This window comes from Bacillota bacterium (genome assembly GCA_023511485.1).
In the GTDB taxonomy this organism is placed as follows: Bacteria; Actinomycetota; Aquicultoria; order Aquicultorales; family Aquicultoraceae; genus CADDYS01.
Genome location: JAIMBH010000001.1, coordinates 114,807 through 135,112 on the forward strand (window position 1 = coordinate 114,807; position 20,306 = coordinate 135,112).

At 45.9% G+C, this 20,306-nt stretch carries 20 protein-coding genes; all 20 read right to left on the reverse strand.

Features of this window, described 5'->3' with window-relative positions:
- Positions 1 to 75: 75 nt before the first annotated feature.
- Positions 76 to 981, reverse strand: a complete 906-nt coding sequence (locus K6T91_00535; protein ID MCL6471287.1) for a quinate 5-dehydrogenase — start codon at positions 979 to 981, stop codon at positions 76 to 78.
- Positions 932 to 1,519, reverse strand: coding sequence for a transcriptional regulator (locus K6T91_00540; protein ID MCL6471288.1), 588 nt, complete (start codon positions 1,517 to 1,519; stop codon positions 932 to 934). Before K6T91_00540 ends, K6T91_00535 begins: the two co-directional genes overlap by 50 nt.
- Positions 1,520 to 1,696: 177 nt before the next feature.
- A complete protein-coding gene (locus K6T91_00545; GenBank protein ID MCL6471289.1) occupies positions 1,697 to 2,866 on the reverse strand; it encodes a trypsin-like peptidase domain-containing protein in 1,170 nt (389 codons plus the stop codon).
- 135 nt (positions 2,867 to 3,001) lie between these two features.
- Complete coding sequence (locus K6T91_00550; GenBank protein ID MCL6471290.1) at positions 3,002 to 3,769, reverse strand: type III pantothenate kinase; 768 nt, start codon at positions 3,767 to 3,769, stop codon at positions 3,002 to 3,004.
- Between the two features lie 156 nt (positions 3,770 to 3,925).
- The gene (locus K6T91_00555) at positions 3,926 to 4,543 is read right to left on the reverse strand and encodes a nitroreductase family protein (GenBank protein MCL6471291.1); all 618 of its coding nucleotides are present in this window, start codon (positions 4,541 to 4,543) and stop codon (positions 3,926 to 3,928) included.
- A gap of 127 nt (positions 4,544 to 4,670) precedes the next feature.
- On the reverse strand, positions 4,671 to 5,075 hold the full coding sequence (locus tag K6T91_00560) for a DUF1284 domain-containing protein (GenBank protein MCL6471292.1): 405 nt from the start codon (positions 5,073 to 5,075) through the stop codon (positions 4,671 to 4,673).
- Entirely contained in the window at positions 5,059 to 5,577 is a 519-nt protein-coding gene (locus tag K6T91_00565) for a biotin transporter BioY (protein MCL6471293.1), read from the reverse strand. The genes K6T91_00560 and K6T91_00565 overlap by 17 nt, the downstream gene beginning before the upstream one ends.
- A gap of 81 nt (positions 5,578 to 5,658) precedes the next feature.
- Positions 5,659 to 6,645: a biotin--[acetyl-CoA-carboxylase] ligase gene (locus K6T91_00570; protein ID MCL6471294.1), complete on the reverse strand. Its 987-nt coding sequence runs from the start codon at positions 6,643 to 6,645 to the stop codon at positions 5,659 to 5,661.
- Positions 6,626 to 7,267 (reverse strand): DedA family protein, encoded by a 642-nt coding sequence (locus K6T91_00575; GenBank protein ID MCL6471295.1) that lies wholly within the window; start codon positions 7,265 to 7,267, stop codon positions 6,626 to 6,628. The genes K6T91_00570 and K6T91_00575 overlap by 20 nt, the downstream gene beginning before the upstream one ends.
- Before the next feature lie 132 nt (positions 7,268 to 7,399).
- Positions 7,400 to 8,248: a carboxylating nicotinate-nucleotide diphosphorylase gene (gene nadC, locus K6T91_00580; GenBank protein MCL6471296.1), complete on the reverse strand. Its 849-nt coding sequence runs from the start codon at positions 8,246 to 8,248 to the stop codon at positions 7,400 to 7,402.
- A gap of 1 nt (position 8,249) precedes the next feature.
- Entirely contained in the window at positions 8,250 to 9,857 is a 1,608-nt protein-coding gene (gene nadB, locus K6T91_00585; protein ID MCL6471297.1) for an L-aspartate oxidase, read from the reverse strand.
- A 69-nt stretch (positions 9,858 to 9,926) separates the two neighbouring features.
- Positions 9,927 to 10,820 carry a quinolinate synthase NadA gene (gene nadA / locus K6T91_00590; GenBank protein MCL6471298.1) on the reverse strand — a complete coding sequence of 298 codons (894 nt, stop codon included), beginning with the start codon at positions 10,818 to 10,820 and terminating at the stop codon, positions 9,927 to 9,929.
- A gap of 134 nt (positions 10,821 to 10,954) precedes the next feature.
- Complete coding sequence (folK, locus tag K6T91_00595) at positions 10,955 to 11,455, reverse strand: 2-amino-4-hydroxy-6-hydroxymethyldihydropteridine diphosphokinase (GenBank protein MCL6471299.1); 501 nt, start codon at positions 11,453 to 11,455, stop codon at positions 10,955 to 10,957.
- An 11-nt stretch (positions 11,456 to 11,466) separates the two neighbouring features.
- Positions 11,467 to 12,666: a dihydropteroate synthase gene (gene folP, locus K6T91_00600; protein MCL6471300.1), complete on the reverse strand. Its 1,200-nt coding sequence runs from the start codon at positions 12,664 to 12,666 to the stop codon at positions 11,467 to 11,469.
- 51 nt (positions 12,667 to 12,717) lie between these two features.
- Positions 12,718 to 13,281, reverse strand: coding sequence for a GTP cyclohydrolase I FolE (gene folE / locus K6T91_00605; GenBank protein ID MCL6471301.1), 564 nt, complete (start codon positions 13,279 to 13,281; stop codon positions 12,718 to 12,720).
- A 194-nt stretch (positions 13,282 to 13,475) separates the two neighbouring features.
- Complete coding sequence (gene ftsH / locus K6T91_00610; protein MCL6471302.1) at positions 13,476 to 15,398, reverse strand: ATP-dependent zinc metalloprotease FtsH; 1,923 nt, start codon at positions 15,396 to 15,398, stop codon at positions 13,476 to 13,478.
- A 192-nt stretch (positions 15,399 to 15,590) separates the two neighbouring features.
- The gene (hpt, locus tag K6T91_00615; protein MCL6471303.1) at positions 15,591 to 16,169 is read right to left on the reverse strand and encodes a hypoxanthine phosphoribosyltransferase; all 579 of its coding nucleotides are present in this window, start codon (positions 16,167 to 16,169) and stop codon (positions 15,591 to 15,593) included.
- A 69-nt stretch (positions 16,170 to 16,238) separates the two neighbouring features.
- Positions 16,239 to 17,630 carry a tRNA lysidine(34) synthetase TilS gene (gene tilS / locus K6T91_00620; protein MCL6471304.1) on the reverse strand — a complete coding sequence of 464 codons (1,392 nt, stop codon included), beginning with the start codon at positions 17,628 to 17,630 and terminating at the stop codon, positions 16,239 to 16,241.
- 38 nt (positions 17,631 to 17,668) lie between these two features.
- Complete coding sequence (locus tag K6T91_00625) at positions 17,669 to 18,823, reverse strand: ABC transporter substrate-binding protein (GenBank protein MCL6471305.1); 1,155 nt, start codon at positions 18,821 to 18,823, stop codon at positions 17,669 to 17,671.
- Between the two features lie 149 nt (positions 18,824 to 18,972).
- A complete protein-coding gene (locus K6T91_00630; GenBank protein MCL6471306.1) occupies positions 18,973 to 19,605 on the reverse strand; it encodes a LysE family translocator in 633 nt (210 codons plus the stop codon).
- Positions 19,606 to 20,306: the final 701 nt, after the last annotated feature.

Consider the following 20,306-nt stretch of genomic DNA (forward strand, 5'->3'; position numbering starts at 1 on the left):
CATCTATCAGAAGGAAAATGGTTACTGGTTTAACAGACCAAGCTGATAGCTAAAACCTGACAGCCTAAAGCTTCCTTAATTAAGCCTTTCAATCCTCGGTTTATAATCGAGCTTCTTTAGGATTTCCAGATAGTCCTGTGAACTTACTTCTTCCCACTTTTTATCTAAAAGTGCCAATAAGGTAGCTTCAAGGACGTTCGTGCCAAATGAACGGCCGTTGAAAACAGGAGTAGTGGTTATCAAGAGCTCCACACCCCGTGCCTTCATATCATCAACATCCTGTTGGGTTGTGGTGTTGGTAAGTATCCACTTGCCCCTCATGTCTTTTGGCATGTATTTGCGAATAAAAAGATAATCCCCCGCTATGATATCTGATTCGTAGTAAAACCGCGCATATTTGTCAGATGAGTTATTTTCCTGCTTGCTGCCTGTCGGGTAAAGTATTTTAAACGGCATCTTAGTAACAACCGGCAAGATTATTTTAGCAAGCATCTTAAAATTATCCATCGTACGGATTGGAATAGGTATGTTAAGCCCAAAGATAAGATCGCCAAATATAATCTTGCAGCCAAGCCCATGCAGAGCCTCAGCCATTCCAAACCTATCGACCGCACTCACCATTAGTACCGATTTAGTCGATAACGGAAGTCCCTCTACTTCAGCAAGGAATCGTATCGTCTCACGCTCAAGTGAGTCTTTAAGACCGCTGCCATCAACAACCGGCGTTTTTTTGACAACCTTTCTTAGCCTCTGTGCATCCCTTATAACATAGCGCTTTCCATCAGCATACAGGTAAAGATCTATCCCACCGAGCCCAATCGCATCGACTTTGCCATCAAGGTCTTTTAATAGTTGCATGGCTCTGGATAAATCGCCATCGGTTCCAATTCGCTCTATGCAAAAATCCTCACCGAGCAGACTGATATTAACTTTATGATTTCTTTTTGAAGATCCTAAACTTGCGCTTACTATAGTCTTCACTGTTCCGCTCTCTTCCCTCGGTCACGCCCGCAAGTACGTCATGTAGAGCCTGTTGATCAACTTTACGGTCTCTTCTTATGGGTGAGCTTCCAATTGAAATCCCCACCACTTCACGGTCGAGTATCTTCTCAAGCATTGCAATACGCTTATCTGATGCCAGAAACACCACAACATCGTAGTCTTTAAGACCCGCAAGCAGAGCGAGAAGCTCATTGAAGATCTGGGCTCCGCTTTTTCTTCGCACGTATTCTTTGCGCTCGGTATCACTTAAGAAGTAAATAAAATCAACCGCAAATTCCTGTGCAACTTTCTCAAGTTCTTCCTTATTGGCAATCGGAAAGCCAACTACTGCAATCCGGTTTCCCCTTCTTACCTCGCCAAGGCCTTCAAGGTGGGAAACAAACGAGCGCTCCAGTCCAAGAGCTATAGCCACTTCTTGTTGGGTCGCCCCGACTGCTCGCCTATGTAGAATCTCGCTGATTATATTTACAAGCCGGTCACGATCGATGATCTTATCGCCTATCCTATGAAGCTTCATGTCGCTTTCCTTGTGCACAATTTTGTGTACATTTTATACCAAGCAGGATAATTGTTCAACAAAAAAGGCCTTGCCTTCTTCACCTACTGCTATGGTTCTTTTGAGGCAAGGCCTTAATCTACCGCAGCTTACCAAATTTCGTTGATTAACTGCTCACGCCGGCACAGTATCAAATTGTTAATTTTCAGGGCGCTCACCTAACTCAAGCTTAAGGGTCATTCTTTTGCCATCGCGATAGATTTCAAGAGGTATCTTCTCACCTACTTTATGCTTATCGATAAAGTCGAGAAGGTCATCCATGTTAGTCACGTTTACGTTGCCTATCTTAACGATAATATCTCCACCGACCGGGTATTGCTCTCCTGTATCGGTGTCAATGCCGACCTGGGAACCTCTAAGTCCTGCTTTATCTGCAGGACCGCCCGGCATGACCTGGATTACCATGACACCCTTATCAACTGGGGCTTTTACAAGGTCAGCAAATGCTTTGTCCATTTCCCGCCCAGCAATTCCGATCCATGGGTGGCTTGCCTTGCCATTCTTACTGATTTGCTCAGCAATTTGCTTGACCGTATTGCTCGGGATGGCAAAAGCTATGCCAGCAAAATCACCTGATTGCGTATAAATCTGAGAGTTTATACCGACAACTTCACCGAATGCATTAAGAAGCGGTCCGCCGCTGTTTCCAGGATTTACTGCCGCGTCGGTTTGGATTGCACCTCTTATCTGAAACCTCCGGTCGGCCGAGTCGATTGTCCTATTTATCGCACTGACTATACCCTGAGTCATTGTGCCATTGAGTTCAAATGGCGAGCCTATTGCATAAACCGTGTCTCCAACTTTAAGTTTCGAGCTATCGCCCAACTCGAGAACTTTTAAATTCCTTTTTCCGGGGTCAATTTTTAGAACGGCAATATCGGTACTGGGGTCGGTTCCCAAAAGCTTTGCCTCAACTTCATCCTTATCGTTTAAGAGAACCATTATTTTACTTGCCTTAACTCTTGAGTCCTGAACTACGTGAGCATTAGTTACAATAAGCCCCGATTTATCGATCACAAAACCTGATCCGCTAGCCTCTTTCTCCTGTGACGGCAGAGGTATAATAAAACCAAAGAAATCGGATGATCTGTTCTGGGTAAAGGTCGATTTTATATGAACTACGCCCGGCGCAAAATTCTCATAGATAGCTTCAGCAGAAAGCTCTCCTGCCGATTTTTGCTGCCGCACCACTTTTGAGAGATTAACCGTCTGTCCAGTATCTGCAGGCGCCACCGCATTCATCGCAAAGAAGACCAATAAACCTCCCAACACCGCCGAGACGAAACTAGTTAACACCGTTTTCCACACAGATATCCTTCCTTTCAATTTAGCTGTCAATGATCAGCTGTCAGCTTACCAACTAAGCTAACAGCTGAGGGCTGATTGCTATTCTAAATCAAAGTTTTAAATTTCTTGCGAATTTCCAGTGAATTTTTGTGTGTCCTATGCTTTGTTTCTCTCGTAAATCCTTTGCAGACCGGTAAGAGTAAGAGTCGGGTCAACAGCGGTTACACGAGTACACTCCGGAGCTATAAGGCCCGCAAGCCCACCGGTCGCTACGACTTGACCTACCGGGCCCATCTCAAGCTCAAATCGCTCTATGATTCTATCAACCAATCCTCCGGCTCCAATAAGAACTCCCGATTGAATGCTTGCACGCGTGTTCTTGCCGATAGCGTTTTTCGGCGGCGCCAAGTCGACTCTGCAGAGCCTAGCAGCACGGGCAAATAAAGCCTCGGAGGATACCTCAACGCCAGGGGCAATCGCACCGCCCAGGTATTCACCGCGCCCAGTCACCGCGTCAAATGTAGTGGCAGTTCCAAAATCTACGATTATTAGCGGACCACCGTAGATCTCAAATCCGGCAACAGCATTGGCAATTCTGTCCGCCCCAACTTCCTGCGGGTTATCATAAAGAATTGGTACCCCTGTGTCAGTATCGGGGCCTACGACCAGGATATCCTTTTTCAATAAATTAGACGACATATCAATAAGCGACGTGGTAACTGTTGGTACCACCGAAGCTATTGCAAGCGACTCTATATCGTTAAGGGCAAAGCCGCCCAATTGAAAAAGGTTTGAAATAGTAAAGGCCAGCTCATCAGCTGTTGCCCTGCGGCTTGTCGCAATCCTCCAGTCTGCCTTGAGCTGCCTTTCTTCAAAGCAGCCAATTACGGTGTGTGTATTTCCAACGTCTATAACAAGCAACATCTGATTCAGTAACCACCCGCCTTCTTAAAATATCTTTGCAGATAAAGAAATAATATGCTCAATTGCAGGGTATGGCAAGTGTGTTGAAGCTCTCACGATTCAGCAGTAGTTAAAGTTTTATCAAAACGAATAGCCGGGTGAATCTCTCAGCCTAAATTAAAACCCTATCCACGTGACATTTTCATCACTGCGTGCGGTCGGCTCGGGGTCGCTTTCACGATAACCTATCGGCATTACGGTAACAAGTTCGTGGTCTTTCAAGCCGAGAAAAGCCATTATTTCGGTTTCTACCCATAAGGCCGATGTTAAACAAACTGTTCCTAAGCCTAAAGACCAGGCCATGAGTTGGATATTTTGGATAACCGCAGCGCACGATATCAGATCTACTTTATGGGCATACTTGTTGATTTTCCTAGGGGTAGTAATGAAAATAACAGCAGGTGCCCCTCCGAGATTCTTCGCAAAGTTGGATATGTGCTCCATGCTTATATGCTCAGACATCTCTTTTGGATAAAGCGCCATGATATCAGCCAGATATGCAGGAAATTTGCGGATTATTTTTACTACATCATCCCGCTGTTTACCTGCTACAACAATTATATGCCAAGGTTGGCTATTTAGCGGTGATGGCGCAGCAATACCAGCCCTAACTACCTTTTCCAGCAACTCCCGAGGCACAGGGTCTGGTAAAAATTTGCGAACTGTGCGCCGCGAAAAAATCGCTTCCTCGAGCGCCATTGAGGCTCCCTGTATTGTTAAATCATTAAGAGCCATAGTTATCCCCTAAAAACCTTATTAGCACCGGCATTCTACTAGAATATACCATACATTGTTAATAAAATAGCATACTTGTGTGGTAAAAATTTTAAACTTGCGCAATTAACTTCACTGAACCAAAAAATCACTCGACAGGGTTAACCGCATAGGTGGACCTGCAGAAGGATGCAAACCACTCGCATTCGGTGCATATTGCGCAGAATAACCCCCTGTCCACAGCCTCTTTAACTTTTGAACGAAGAAATTGGGATACGGAAACGGTTCCAGGGGTAATTTTTAGGATTTTCAAAACCTGCCTATCCATATCAAGTACACGCTTTTCTGCCTTTGTGCATGTTGTCCCAATAAGGTGGGGGCAACATGCACAGATATCGTCTGCACGTTCGGTAATTCTTATAGCCTGAAATGGGGATTTACAGGCTTCTACAATACGGTGCATATTCTGCACAAACGCATCGCTATAGCCTCTTCCGGCAAAGGTGTAGATACAGAGAAGATGGTGCCCTCTTAAGTTAATCGGCTTGCTCACCTGTTGCAAGTCCTACCCCCCTGGCAACAGCAGCTGCAACAAAAGCTTTTATCATGTCCAAAAGGATAAATGGAGCAGCCCCTAAAAGTATTGCTTGAGAAAGCGCCAGTTTATTAACAAAGGCAAGCTGCAGGACACCTAAGAGATAGATAATAAATACCCCTGCGACCATGGCTATGGTAAGTCGGAGGGTATTTACCTTACCCTTTGAGATAATGAAACCAACAATGCACGCTGCAGCTATAAAACCAAAAAGATACCCCCCGGTCGGACCAAAAAGAACGCCCAACCCTGCGGTGCCTCCAGCGAAAACAGGAAGCCCCACTACTCCCATTAAAACATACACTAGCATACTTAGCGCACCGTAAGCAGGACCGAGAGTAGCCCCGGCTAGGAGCGAGAAAAAAACCTGCAGGGTCAAGGGAACTTCTGTAAAAGGCAGGCTCACCTTAATAAGAGAAGTTGCAGCAGTAAGTGCAGCTATTAACGCTGCTTTTACCATGGCAGATGTGTTCAAAGTGCTCTCCTTTCTAATTGTAAACCTATTATATATTATGGTTTACAATTTTATAGGAGTTGCCCTTTAAGTCAAGCGCTTTTTAACAGTGACATCCCCCGCCGCAAAGGATTTTATACCGCCCTTTGGCAGCTTAATCCGGATAGACCCATAATCGTCAATACCTACAAACTCGCCTTCGACTGCTCCGTAGAGCATGCTAAGGGAAATATTTTTATGAAGCATCGTGCACCTGCTAATCCAATCCTTTTGGATGCCCTTCCAATCACCATCAAGAAGACGGTTATACCCCTGTTCAAGTTCAAAAAGCAGGCTGGCAACAAACTCGCGCCTATTTATTTTTCTGCCCAAAGCCTCAGAAAGGGTTGTCGCGTGCTTCCTGCTATCTTGAGGGATTCTGCTTAAGCTAAAGTTCGCATTAATGCCAAAGCCTATGATTAAGTAATCTATCTTATCTGCCTGTGCAGTTAACTCAAGCAATATCCCGCTGACCTTCTTGCCTTTTATTAAGATATCGTTTGGCCATTTTATCTCAGGCTTGATCCCAAGGGTCTCAATGGTCTTTGCAGTAGTAACCGCTGCAAGTATAGGAAATCTTGAAGCCTCAGCTGGCAATATATTGGGGCGCAGAATTACTGAGAGCCAGATGCCGCCCATCGGAGACGACCAGCTACGGTTAAGACGGCCTTTCCCCCGGCTCTGCTTCTCTGCAACTACAACAGTGCCTTCCTTCTCACCATCTTCCGCCAAAACTTTGGCAACATTATTAGTTGAATCGACAACCGTTTCATGAACAATCCTTTTGCCGATATATTTTGTTTTAAGAATCGGTATTAGCTCCTCGGGGATGAGTATGTCTGGGGATGATACAAGCCTGTAGCCAAGCCTTGAAACCGCCTCGATCTCATATCCTTTTCCCCTTAAGTTGTTGATATGCTTCCAGATAGCTGCGCGAGAAATTGATGATTCACTAGCCAGCTCCTCGCCTGATAAATACCCGTCGTGTTTCTTAAGCGCTTTTATGATTGCTACTTCAGTCGATTGCTTTTTCACGGCTCCTCCTGACTACGTAGTAGATAACAAATATGATGATTAGTATTAAGATAAGTATACTAAATCTGCTGAAAAGCTTCTTGATTAGCGGCCAGTTCCGCCCAAAGAAAAACCCCACAAGACCTAACCCAACTGTCCATGTGATAACTGCGGCAGCAGTGTACGCCAAGAACTTGGGAAAATCCATCTTTGCCGCACCGGCAAGAAGCGGTATAAAAGTACGTAAACCTGCAGCAAATCTTCCGATAAACACCGTCTTTGTACCGTGTAAATCGAAGTACTGCTCAGCAGCCTTAATTTTCTCGGGCGATATAAACCTGCCCCAAAAACCCTCACTAAATCGCTCCCCAACTTTTTCAAGAAGGGGACGCCCTCCTTTCCGGCCTATAAAATAGCCGGCAATATTGCCGGCTATTGCTGCAATAACTGCAGTAGCTATGACATAGAATATATTAAGTTGACTTTGTGCGGCAAAAGCTGCACCAAGAATTAGGACCGTCTCCCCAGGAATCAACAGCCCCAGCAAGAATAGGTTCTCAAGAAACAGCACGGCAAAGATTACAAAATAGCCGTAACTGCTAAAGTATCGGATCAGTGTATCTGTGATTGCAGCTTCATTCATCTTAGGCTCGCTTTGATCGCAATCCTTACGTACCAAGGTTCAAATATACCAGGGTCTTTTGTTGTTAACTTTGGCACCTTGACATATTTAGACCCATGGTCTGTGACACAGCTGCACTGGCAAACTGCAACACTAGTTAATAATCTCCATTGATATATCCAATGGTTTTGCTGCTTGGGTAATGGCACTGGTTGAGATGCGATCGACTCCAGTTGCGGCAACTTCAGCTATGTTGGCTAGCGTAATGCCGCCGGATGCCTCCTTGATTGCCTTATCCCCTATTATAGCAACCGATTCCTTCAAGTGCTCAATATCCATATTATCAAGAAGTATTATGTCGGCCCCGGCGTCAAGGGCAGCCTTAACCTCATCTAAAGTCTCTGCTTCAACTTCAACCTTTAAATCAGGATAAGCTTCTCTTGCTTTTTTTACTGCCCTTGCTATATCTCCGGCAATTCTAATGTGGTTATCTTTGATAAGAATCTGGTCAAAAAGACCAAAGCGGTGATTGACCGCGCCACCGACCGATGTGGCGTATTTCTCCAGCAGCCTTAAGCCCGGCATCGTCTTTCGCGTGTCCAGGAGTTCGACTCCATATTTATCAATTTTTTCTTTAAACATGCGGGTTTCGGTAGCAATACCGGAGAGATGCTGCAAGAAGTTAAGCGCCACCCTCTCGCCCCCAAGGATGGCCAGTGCGTCCCCTGAAACTTCAGCAATTCTAGTGCCGGAGCTAACAAAGTCGCCCTCGTTTACCAAAGGCAAAAAAATCGTATTTTTATCTAGGTAACTGAAGACTTTTTCTGCAACCGGCAGTCCTGCTATCACACCGGGGCTTTTGGCAAGTATCTCAGACCTTATGCTAACACCGTATCCAATCACAGATTTGGAGGTGGTATCTCCTGCCTCGCCGAAATCTTCCTCAACCGCCCGCTTCACTGCAAGCTCCACCTCTTTTTCAAATTCCCGGCTCGTAAAAATATTATCCTGCAAGGGCTTCCTCCATAATGCGATGCTCTAAATGGCGGATCCACATATCGTTTGGTTTGTTATAGTCTTCCCGGAAATGAACCCCGCGCGACTCTTCCCTCCAGAGTGCGGACCTTGCAATCAACCGTGCAACAAGCAACATGTTCTGCAGCTCAAATCCAGCCGAGTCCGAAAACTCGGTCTGCAATATAGCAGCTTTTTTGTCAAGTTCGGCTATAGCATGTGAGAGACCCTGCTTGCTGCGAACGACACCGACAAAGCTGGTCATTAGCTGCTGTAACCACCGGCGCTCCTCCTTAATATCTAGATCTACTTCAGGTCTCTTGATCTGGTAGCAAATGCTTACCTCATTGATAGGGCTTTCCTCTTCTAGCATAAGCTTGCGTGTTATCGTGTCGATAATGCGCTTGCTAAATACCAATCCCTCAAGGAGGGAGTTGCTTGCCAGGCGGTTTGCACCGTGCACGCCGGTGCATGCCACTTCCCCGGTTGCATACAGCTCTGCAATATCGGTCTGCCCATTTAAGTCGGTTTTTACTCCACCTATCGTATAGTGAGCTGCAGGTCGAACCGGAATCAGGTCCTTAGAGATATCAATGCCGGCCTCTAAGCAGTGCCTCCAAATTGTTGGAAACTTCTCTTTTAAAGTGGTCTTCGGAATATGTGTTGCGTCCAGATACACCGGGCCTTCATTGCATTTTTTCATCGCCTGGATCATCTCGCGAGTCACTATATCCCTAGGCCCGAGCTCAGCCAACGGATGCCTCCCAATCATAAACCGCTCGCCATTGCAATCCCTTAAATATGCCCCCTCCCCGCGTAAAGCTTCCGTGATAAGAAAACGCGGCATTGAGTCGTCATCAAGTGCAGTGGGGTGAAACTGTATGAATTCCATATCAAGCAAAGTTGCTCCGGCTCGGTAGGCCATAGCCATTCCATCGCCAGTAGAGATCTTTGGATTAGTCGTAACAGAAAATACCTGCCCTGCACCACCAGAGGCTAAAATAACTGCTCTTGCCAAGTGCAGTACAAGCCGGCCAGACTGCTCATCAAGACAGATTACACCGACACATCGCCCTTTATCCACTACAATATCAAGTGCAAATCTATGCTCAAAAACCTGCACACTTTGCCAGGCACTAGCTGTCCTTATCAATGTCGCCTCGATCTCGCTTCCAGTTGAGTCTCCCGAATGTAAAACCCGTGCAAGACGATGCCCGCCTTCCCTTGAAAGGCCGATCTGATTACCATCCCAATCAAAATTGGCTCCAAGCCCGATAAGTTCACCTATGCGATCCGAAGCCTCATTTACAAGAACATCGACCGCATTTTGGTCGCAAAGCCCGGCTCCGGCTTCCAGAGTATCTTTTAAGTGCAGTCTTGGAGAATCCTCGGGGCTTATTGCAGTTGCCACCCCTCCCTGGGCATACCAGGTTGCCGTTTCTTTAAGCTCACCCTTTGTGACAAGCGCAACGTCGAATTGCTTAGATATCCCCAATGCAGCAGAAAGACCCGCTACGCCGCTGCCCACAACAACGACATCGGTCTTTACTTTATCTAATTTTTCGGAGTTGAAGTTAACTAGGTATCTAGGGATCATTTTCTCAAAACGCCATCAGCCTACAGTTTTCAGCTATCAGCTTGTCTCATAAAAGCTGATGGCTGATAGCTAAACTATTTCCAACATCCTATCTATCGCCAGCTTTGCACGCACTGCTATATCTTCCGGTACTTTTATTACATGCTCCATATCCTGCAGGGCGAATAAAACCTTCTCAAGGGTAGTCCTTTTCATATTCGGGCATACCGCACGCTCGTATGCTGGGTAGAATTTCTTTCCGGGATTTTCTTTTTCAAGCCGGTGAAGTATTCCAACTTCCGTACCGATAATAAACTCCTCGGCATCTGTTTCCCTGCAGTACCGCAGAATCCCTTCAGTACTGGCTACTGCGTCGGCAAGCTCAACCGTTTCGGTTAAGCACTCTGGGTGAACTACAACTAAAGCCTCTGGGTGCGCTTCTTTCTGCTTCACTACCTCCGCTGCGGTTATCCTGCGATGTGTCGGACAAAAACCTTTCCAAAGGTGTATCTTCTTTGATGTTTTTGTCGCAGCGTAATAGCCTAGATGCTGGTCCGGAGTAAAGATAATCTCATCAGAATCGATCGCCTCTACAACTTTTAGCGCATTTGCCGACGTGCAGCAGTAATCGGTCTCAGCCTTTACTTCAGCACTAGAGTTCACATAGGTTACAACCGGCACTCCAGAGTGCAGTGCTTTGAACTCACGCAGTTGCGCCGCTGTTATCATGTCTGCCATCGGGCAGCCCGCATTTATATCAGGTAGAAGAACGGTTTTCTGCGGCGAGAGAATTGCGGCTGTCTCGGCCATGAAATGAACCCCGCAAAAGACAATGATATCGGCATCTGTACTGGCCGCCTGCTGGCTCAAACGGAGAGAATCGCCGACAAAATCGGCAATATCTTGAACCTCGCCTATCTGGTAATTATGAGCAAGGATTATCGCGTTTTTTTCTTTCTTAAGCTTAAGAATCTCGTTAATCATATTAAGATCACAGCTATCCAAACTTAAAAACCTCCGATTTTAATGGTTGCTCAGTTGCCAGTTGACAATGCTGCAGTTAATATTTCTTTCTGCAGCACTACTTCACTAAGTAGCACTGAGCAACTCTCAAGATATTATACTGCCCTCAAGTTCAAACTGCCAATTTTCTTAATGCCCTGCCCTGCGACTTTATCTAGATATGCGCGGATAAAACCGTTGCCGGGCAGCTCAATATCGGGCTCTATCTCAACCAACGGCACCAGAACAAAAGCCCGATTTAGCATCTCAGGATGCGGGACCTTAAGGTCTTCCTCGTCGATCTGGGCTTCGCTGTAGATTATGATATCGACATCTATTGTTCTGGGTCCCCAATGCAATTGTCTTTGCCTCCCCAGCTTTGCCTCAACCTTCTGGGCAAGGGCAAGCAAATCATGTGGAGAAAGGCCGGTTTTAACTTTAACTATTATGTTATAAAAGTTGCCCTGCGGCACATCTCCAATAGGCTCGGTTTCATAAACTGAAGAAACTTTTATAATATTTACGCCTGGTGTAGTCCCTATTATCTGTACCGCCTCTTTAAGATATCCCTGGCGGTCGCCCAGATTTGAGCCCAAACTTAAATAAGCTAGCTCCATATATACCACGCTTAAGATTTCTGCCTTTTTATGGCGTCGGCTACTTTACATGCCCTGGCAACATTTATTACATCATGCACGCGAACAATGTTTGCACCCTGCGTAATGCCATATACTACACTTGCAATCGTACCCTCGACTCTCTCCTCCGGGCCGAGGTCAAGAATCTTGCCGATAAATGCCTTGCGTGACGTGCCAAGCACTATTGGATATCCCAGGCTCTTAAATTCTGCAAGACGGTTTATTATCTGCAAGTTGTGTTCCATTGTCTTTCCAAAGCCAATGCCGGGATCAATCAGTATTTTGTTCCGGTCGAGGCCGGACTCAACAGCTTTTTCCGCCTGCCTATCCAACCAGTCACAAATCTCTGCCACAACATCTTCATATGACGGGTTTAACTGCATATCGCGCGGCGTCCCCTTCATATGCATAATAATCACCGGGACATTGTGCTCAACCGCAACCTTAATCATGCCTTCATTCCGCAAGCCGCTAATATCGTTAATTATCGAAGCACCCGCATCTAGCGCCATCTTTGCCACCTCCGGCTTGTAGGTATCGATAGAGATGGGAATATCAATTTTACCGGCCAGCGCCTCGATAACCGGTATTGTGCGGTTAAGCTCCTCTTCCAAAGATACGGGCTCCGCACCCGGCCGGGTCGACTCACCGCCGATATCGATAATATCGGCGCCATCGGATACCATTTGCCGTGCATGAGCAATTGCTATATCCCGCTCAAAGAACCGACCGGCATCAGAAAACGAATCCGGTGTTACGTTTAAAACGCCCATGATATGGGTTTTTGCAGAGAGATCGATTGTAAACCGACCTGCTCTTAGTACCGGCGGTCTGCTGTCATAATTGCTAAGCACCGTTACTATTTTTTGCGCAAGCTTTGGTAAGCCAAAGGGCTGCAAGGAGAGTTTCTGGCACAGCTCATCAAACTGGCGAAGTGTTCCCATCAGGATCATATCGACCTCGTGCAAATCCATTTTATAAAGGTCCCAGGGAGCCGCAGCCTCCCCGCCGCGCGAGAGCATCTCCTGCTTTACTATATTTGCAGCGCGGGGATCTATACCGGATATTTTTATAACACGGTGGATCGCCTTAGGAGCCATTATTCTTATGCCATGTGTGGATACCCTGAGCTTTTTTAGCTCCTCCTCGGCAACGTGGTGGTTTTCTATATTTATAACTCTAGGATTCATCCTTATCTTTTTCCCTAATACAGCCAAGTAGCCGGCAATATTGAACAGCCTTTATCTTCCATTTATCAGCGAAAGCGCCTCCATACGCGCTGCCGTGCGCTTTCTAAACTGACCTCTTACAGCAGATGTGACCGTTACAGCACCCGGCTTCTTAACGCCGCGCATCGTCATGCACAAGTGCTCGGCCTCAACAACAACCATAACCCCTAGCGGATTTAGGGCCTCGACTAAGGCGTCAGCTATCTGGGTTGTAAGTCTTTCTTGGACCTGAAGCCTTTTAGCGAACACATCGACAATTCTAGCCAGCTTACTGATACCTGTAATACGACCATCCTCACTAGGTATATAAGCAACATGAGCCTTTCCGATGAAAGGCATCATATGATGTTCGCAAACTGAATAAAGCGGGATATCCCTTACCATAATCATCTCGTCATGATCTTCTCCAAAAGTTACACCCAAAACCTCGATAGGGTTCTGAGTCATGCCACTTAAGATCTCCTCGTACATGGCCGCCACGCGCCTCGGCGTGTCTCTTAGGCCCTCACGCTCAAGGTCCTCACCAATCCCTTCAAGGATTAGCCTAACCCCCTGCTGGATTTTCTCTTTATCCAATTAATAAGCTCCTTTCAGCTTATTTTGCCTTAGATATACTAAGCAGCCCTAAAGGGCTGCACTACTTCTGGATTCTGGCCTCTGACCTCCCAGCTTCTCCCTATTATTATGCCATATTTAGGAATTTTTGCGAATAAGTAAAGACAAGAAAGGCCACCTTTGAGGTGGCCTTTCTTATTAATCAAGCTTTAAGATTAGCCTTCAACTGGTCTTAGCTTGCCTGGGATATCTACTGCTCCCTTGGCTGGCTTGGCCTCAGCAGCAGCTTCATGCGCTTTACCCTCTGGGGTAGCTTTAGCGCCATTAAGCAGCTCTTTACCCTCGAGAATACGCTGAAGCTCCTCTTTTTCGAGAGTTTCTCTCTCGATCAATGCTTTTGCGATATTGTCAAGAACTGCTCTTTTCTCGGTCAAAATCTGCTTAGCTCTCTTAAACGCCTCATCAACCATACGCCTTATTTCTTTATCTATCTCATAAGCGATCTCTGGACTATAATCTGGATGAGATGCAAAATCACGGCCCAGAAACACCTGATCCTGTTTCTGTCCAAGGGTTAGAGGCCCTAACTTCTCGCTCATTCCATACTCACAGACCATCTGGCGTGCGATTTTTGTAGCGCGCTCAAGGTCGTTATGTGCACCAGTTGTAACATCTCCAAAGACCATCTCTTCAGCTACGCGACCGCCGAGAAAAACAGCAAGGTTGCTAGTGAGCTCGGTTTTTGAAACCAGGAACCTATCTTCAGTTGGCAGCTGCAGGGTATATCCAAGTGCTCTGCCCCTCGGGATGATCGATATCTTGTGAACCGGATCGGTGTTCTCAAGTGTGTGCGCTACTAGGGCATGTCCCCCCTCATGATAAGCGATAATCTCTTTTTCCTTGTCGCTTATCAGGCGTGTCTTACGCTCCGGCCCCGCGACCACGCGATCGATAGATTCTTCAAGCTCGAGCATATCGATCTCCTTTTTGCCATGTCTTGCAGCAAGAAGCGCAGCTTCATTTACAAGATTGGCAAGGTCGGCACCGGTAAACCCCGGCGTCCTCCGAGCCAGCACGTCAAGGTCGACATCTTTAGCCAGAGGCTTTCCTTTAACGTGAACTTTTAATATCCCAAGCCTTCCAGCAAGGTCCGGCCTGTCGACAACTATCTGGCGGTCAAACCTGCCCGGGCGCAAAAGCGCCGGGTCAAGAATATCCGGCCTGTTTGTAGCAGCGATGAGTATAACGTTATCTTTTATGTCAAAACCATCCATCTCAACCAGCAACTGGTTAAGTGTCTGCTCGCGCTCATCATGTCCACCACCAAGTCCTGCGCCCCTATGGCGGCCGACGGCATCTATCTCATCCATAAAGATAATGCACGGAGCATTCGCCTTAGCCTGTTCAAAGAGGTCACGCACTCTGGACGCGCCGACACCGACAAACATCTCGACAAAGTCCGAGCCGCTTATTGAAAAGAACGGGACTCCAGCTTCGCCTGCCACTGCCCTTGCAAGAAGCGTCTTGCCGGATCCAGGTGGGCCGTAAAGCAGCACACCCTTCGGAATCTTTGCACCGAGTGCTTGGAACTTAGCCGGATTTGCCAAGAATTCCTTGATCTCGTGCAGCTCTTCGACAGCCTCGTCAACGCCGGCAACGTCCTTAAACGTTACCCGAGGCTGATCTTTAGTAAGCCGTTTCGCCCGGCTTTTGCCAAACGACATGACCTTATTGCCGCCGCCCTGCATTTGCTGCAGCATAAACATCCAGATGGCCAGGATTAAAACAAACGGCAAGAAGTTCAGGGCAATGCTAAGCAGAACCGACTCTCTCTGTGGATCAACGCCAACAATTACATTATTCCTTTGCAGCTTTGGAATAAGCGTCTGATCCTGAGATGGATAATAAAGTGTAAACTTTGCGCCTTTATTGAAATTTGGCTTGTACTCGCCATCGATCCGGTGGTCCCTGTCAAAGATCATTACACGCGCAACGTGTCCCTGATCGACCTGCTTTACAAAATCTGTATATTGCAGCTGATCCGGTTTCGGCGGTGATTTAAATACTTGCGCAGCAAGTATGACAGCAACCAGAATGATCACAAACCAAAAACCGGCGCTCCTAAAAAGCCTTTTCAAATAATATCCCCCTCGTTTGTTTCATACAAAAATGCTAACATAATTGCGACCTATCTACAATTTGAAGCATACTGCCCATCTAATTTACTTTGCTTACAAATAACCTTTCAGCAAGAAACCGAGAGCTAAAAATCTAGGATAAGTTCTTAAAATTTTTTTGACTCCTGAGTGCTAGATTCTGGCTTCTTTCTCTTATGATAGCCCATTATTTTCGTAAATGGATCGCTTAAGAGTCCCGATAAAAGGCAGGTTTCTGTATCTCTGCGCGAAGTCCAGGCCGTAGCCGACTACAAACATGCTTGGAACAGTAAAGCCCACATATTTTGGCTTTATCGGAACGCTTTGCTTGCCCTCCTTTACGATAAGCGAACATATCTCTAAGCTTGCCGGACGTCTCGAACTTAAATTTTTCGTCAAGTAATTTAAGGTAAGACCACTATCAAGTATATCCTCGACAATCAAGACATGCCTGCCTTCGATATCCTCGTCAAGGTCTTTAAGAATCCTTACAACACCCGATGTTGTTGATGAAGAGCCGTAACTTGATATTGCGATAAAATCAGTCTCAGCAGGGATGCTAAGCTCTCTTATAAGATCAGCAAGGAAAACAAAGGCCCCTCTTAAAATGCCTACAAGTACAAGGTCCTTCCCTTTGTAATCCTCGCTTACTTGCCGCCCAAGCTCAACTACCCTGCGCTTTATTTGCTCAGATGTTAAGAGAACGTCTTTAATATCATCGGTTACAGACTGCTCGGCTGCATTTACCTCCATTGTTCCTCCTGTTTGGTTCTTTGTTCTATATCACCAATTGGGCCAGGATAAAACCAATATAGCCCATTTTTATTGCCTAAGCTTTAAGACCAGTACTTGTTTTGTGTCTTCGGTTACTTTAAACCGGTCGTCAATGCGAAACCCAGCTACCCAGATCACCTTATCATCACCGACTACGATCGGAATCCGATCCCGCTCCCTTCTAGGAACCTTCTCATCAACAAGAAAATCCTGTAATTTCTTTTCTCCCACCATACCAAACGGCATAAAAGCATCGCCAGGTTTGCGGGTTCGAACTTTAAGTTTCGGCGGAACCTTTTCCGCGTCTAAATGGGCGACATTGCCATTTTTCTCAAACTTAAGTTCGCGTGGGCTTATGTGTTCTGCCTCAATCGCAATTCCCAGGGGCTCAATAAAAGTGATACCGGGAATTTTTAACTCCGTAACTTCAAGCTTTGGTGCTGCAAATAAATGTTTTTTGGCAAAAACCAACTGCTCATATTCCGTAAATACAATAATGTTTCCCGGAAGTTCAAGCTCAAATCGGGCCGGAACTTCGCTTAAGCCACGCAAGATAGCTTCCACATGCTTAAACTCGATACCCCGCAAATCGGATTTCACCCATTTGATTGACTTACGCACAAGCCGGCGCCTCAGTGACAGGGATTGGGCCAGTAGTCCCTGTATAGGCATACGCACAATCTCATTGCCCACATCGGCCAGAGCTTCAAAAACGGCATTCGTCAATTCATTTAAGTGGGATTGGTCCTCGCGCACAACCTCGATGGTTTTAAGAAGAGACCCTCTAAATTGCGGGTTATAATCTGTTAGCAGGGGTATTAATTCATGCCTTATTTTGTTTCGCAAGATCGATAAATCTTCATTTGAGGCATCGATTCGAAAATCAAGCCCGTTATCTTTTATATATTCTAAAATATCGTCTTTTGTTATCTCAATAAAGGGTCTGATGTAGAGGTCTCTCACCGGCAGTATAGATACCAGCCCTTCAAGCCCGGCGCCTCTTATCAGGCGCATTAAAAACGTTTCGACCTGGTCGTCTGCGTGATGGCCAAGGGCTATTTTACTAGCTTTAATTTTCGCTGCAAGATCGCCCATCAAACGGTATCTGGCCTCACGAGCAGCCTCCTCTAGTGAAAGCTTGTTGCGCTCTGCCAGCTCCGGCACATCAAACCTCATCAGCGTTGACGAAACCCCAAGCTTAGATGCAAGCCCTGCGACGAACTGCGCATCTTCGGCAGCCTCCCTGCCTCTTATCTCGTGGTTTAGGTGGAAAACGTGAAGAGACAGACCATACACCGTTTCGACCTGCTTTAAGAAATGAAGTAGCGCAACGGAATCTGGACCTCCGGAGACCGCAACGAGCACTTTGTCACCCGCTTCGAGCATCCGATACTTTTGGATTGTGCTTAAAACACGGTCGAAAAACCAGCTTTCGACCAAGAGCATCACCTCAACGGTACCCTAGGATACCGATTGATTTACGGATCAATCCGCTTTACGAATACCTGTGCGTCCTTCTCTAGTTTTAAAATAGTTCCGCCCTTTTTAGGATTCCTCTCTTCGTCAAAACTAAACGTGCCGGTAACTCCCTTAAAACCGCGGATGGTGGCAAGTGCATCCCTTATTTTCTTGGGATCGTCGGAATTTGCGCGTTTGATGGCCTCAATGACAAGCGATATTGCATCGTAACTGAGTGCAGCTGATGGCCCAGGCTTATTTCCATAATCCGACTGGTATAGATCGACAAACTCTTGCACCCTCGCATCGGGGTCTTCAGGGGAGAAATGAGCCGTAAAATAACTTCCGACCGCCACATCGCCGGCAATCTTAAGCAAGTTCTCACCATTCCAGAGGTCGGTTCCTAAAAACGTGCACTTAATACCCTTCTCCGCTACTTGCTTCATAATAAGGCCTGCTTTGTCTTCAAAATCAGGAAGCAGTATAACTTCTGGGCTTGTCTTTGCAACTTCATTTACTTGCGCGGTAAAATCTGTGGCATTGATGTCATATACCTGCACACTTTCCACTTTGCCGCCAAGCTTTTCAAACTCTTGTTTGAAATTATCAATTAAATCTTTGGCGCCCGGGTCTCCACTATTGTAGATTGCGGCCGCTTTTTTTAATTTGAGGTCACGTTCGGTGAAACGGGCCAATACGGTGCCCTGATATTTATCTACGTAGCAAGCCCTGAAGACGTAACTCCCTATCTGCGTGATATTGGGCTCTGAGGCACGGATCGCTATCATGGGTACACCGAGCCTGTTTGCATAGGGACCAGCACTTATTGCAGATTGATTTGTATAGGGCCCTACAATGGCCGATACCTTTTGCACTTGGGCAAACTGTGCAGCAATACTGGCTGCAACGTTTTCGTTTGATGAATCATCACCCGGAAAAATCTCTATCTTGCGGCCGAGGACCCCGCCTTTAGAATTAACGTCGTCTACGGCAAGGTCAATAGCGTTCTTGCACAGTAACCCGTAGTTTTCAAGTTCTCCCTTCATTGGTAAGATCAGGCCTATTTTGATTGGTTTTTCAAAACCACCCTGAGGTGGTACGGGCTTTGAACACCCTGACGAGGCAAGAGCAAGCAAAAATATTGCGGTAACTAGAAAAATCAAACGTTTCGACACAGCGCCTCCTAATCCGATTTGTTATATTTGCTATACAGTATAAGCATAAAGCCCATGCGCTTTACCGCATGGTCAACCATGATTCGATTTTTTATGATACGCCGGGTAAATTTATAAGTCAAAACACCGGTTGCTGAATATGTTTCGGGTTAAAAAATCTTGAGGTTAAAGATAAAAGTTATTGACAAAAAAACCAGAAACAGACCGCAAACAAAGAGAATTCCCCGGTAAATGCGATCGGTGATAAACCTCTTCCCGGTTACCACAGCGTATGCAACCAACCCATACCATAAAAAATCCCCAAAGATATGGCCAAAATAAAAAGACGCCAATCCAGGTATGCCATGTTTAAGTGAATCAAGAACATATTTTGCTCCAATGGTAGCCCACCAAAAAGACCAATATGGATTGGCTATACTTGTTGTAATCCCCTGGAAAACTGAACCTACTTTTATTTGCCCATCACTCGGCCTAAAATCCAAAGAGACCTGCCCTCTATAAGCATCACTGCTTATACCATAGCCCATCCATAGCAAGAAAACGCCGCCAACTATACCTATTAATCTAGTTGCAATAGGGTTACTTAGAACTGTTAAAATTCCAAGGGTAAGACCTGCGACGAGTACAAGTTCAAGTACTGAGTGGCCTACTATAAGCATATTGGCAGCACGCTGACCTCTCCTGGCCGATTCATTTATAGCAACTGTAAGAAGCGGTCCGGGCATCATTGCGCCGGTAAGTGCAACAGCCAGTGCAGTCCAGAATATTGTAAATATTTCCAGTTCAGCCTCCAAAGGTTTTAGAATTCTCTATGTGTTTCCTAGTATAGCAAGTTAGAAAAAAGCAAGCAGCAGATAGTAAATAAATATCCTCGCTTCCTGTTAGTACTGCCAATTTGATTCATTTTGATTAAAAATCGAACACATAAAAGGAAGGAATGTTGCAAGCGGCTGTTCTCTTAACCTTACAAATTAGTTAGAAATTGTGCGCGGATACACTTGCTCGGTGCTGCCAATCTTGTTGGCATAAAAAAGCGTACAAGAAGTACAGCGTGTCTTATCGTTTCTTCTGCAGCAAGGTACATTTACTACTTCCCAGCAGTTCAGTCCCTCTTTATAGGCATTGCAGTTATGATAATGGCTTGCCGGACACTTCCTTAGGTCTGAGCAGGAGTTTTTTCTTCTATCGTGAAGACTATATACGTTCATCACGCACCTCCAGCCTACGCGCAAACAGGCTAGCCATTAAATAGTTGGCAATTCTAATTTACCACATAATGGCAAATTATGCCAGTAGTTTTTGCGGTTTTTTACGCTCTTTGCGAAAAATAGCACTATTGAAAGAAGAAGTGGTTTGTTTCTGGGCGTGTTAATCCTTAATCAAAGCTTAATTTTAGAGCCCTGTTCAAGGACAACCCCGATGATCGAAAGGATGATAATTGCAAGTGTGATGAGGAATATAATGGTAAAACTTTTAATTTTAT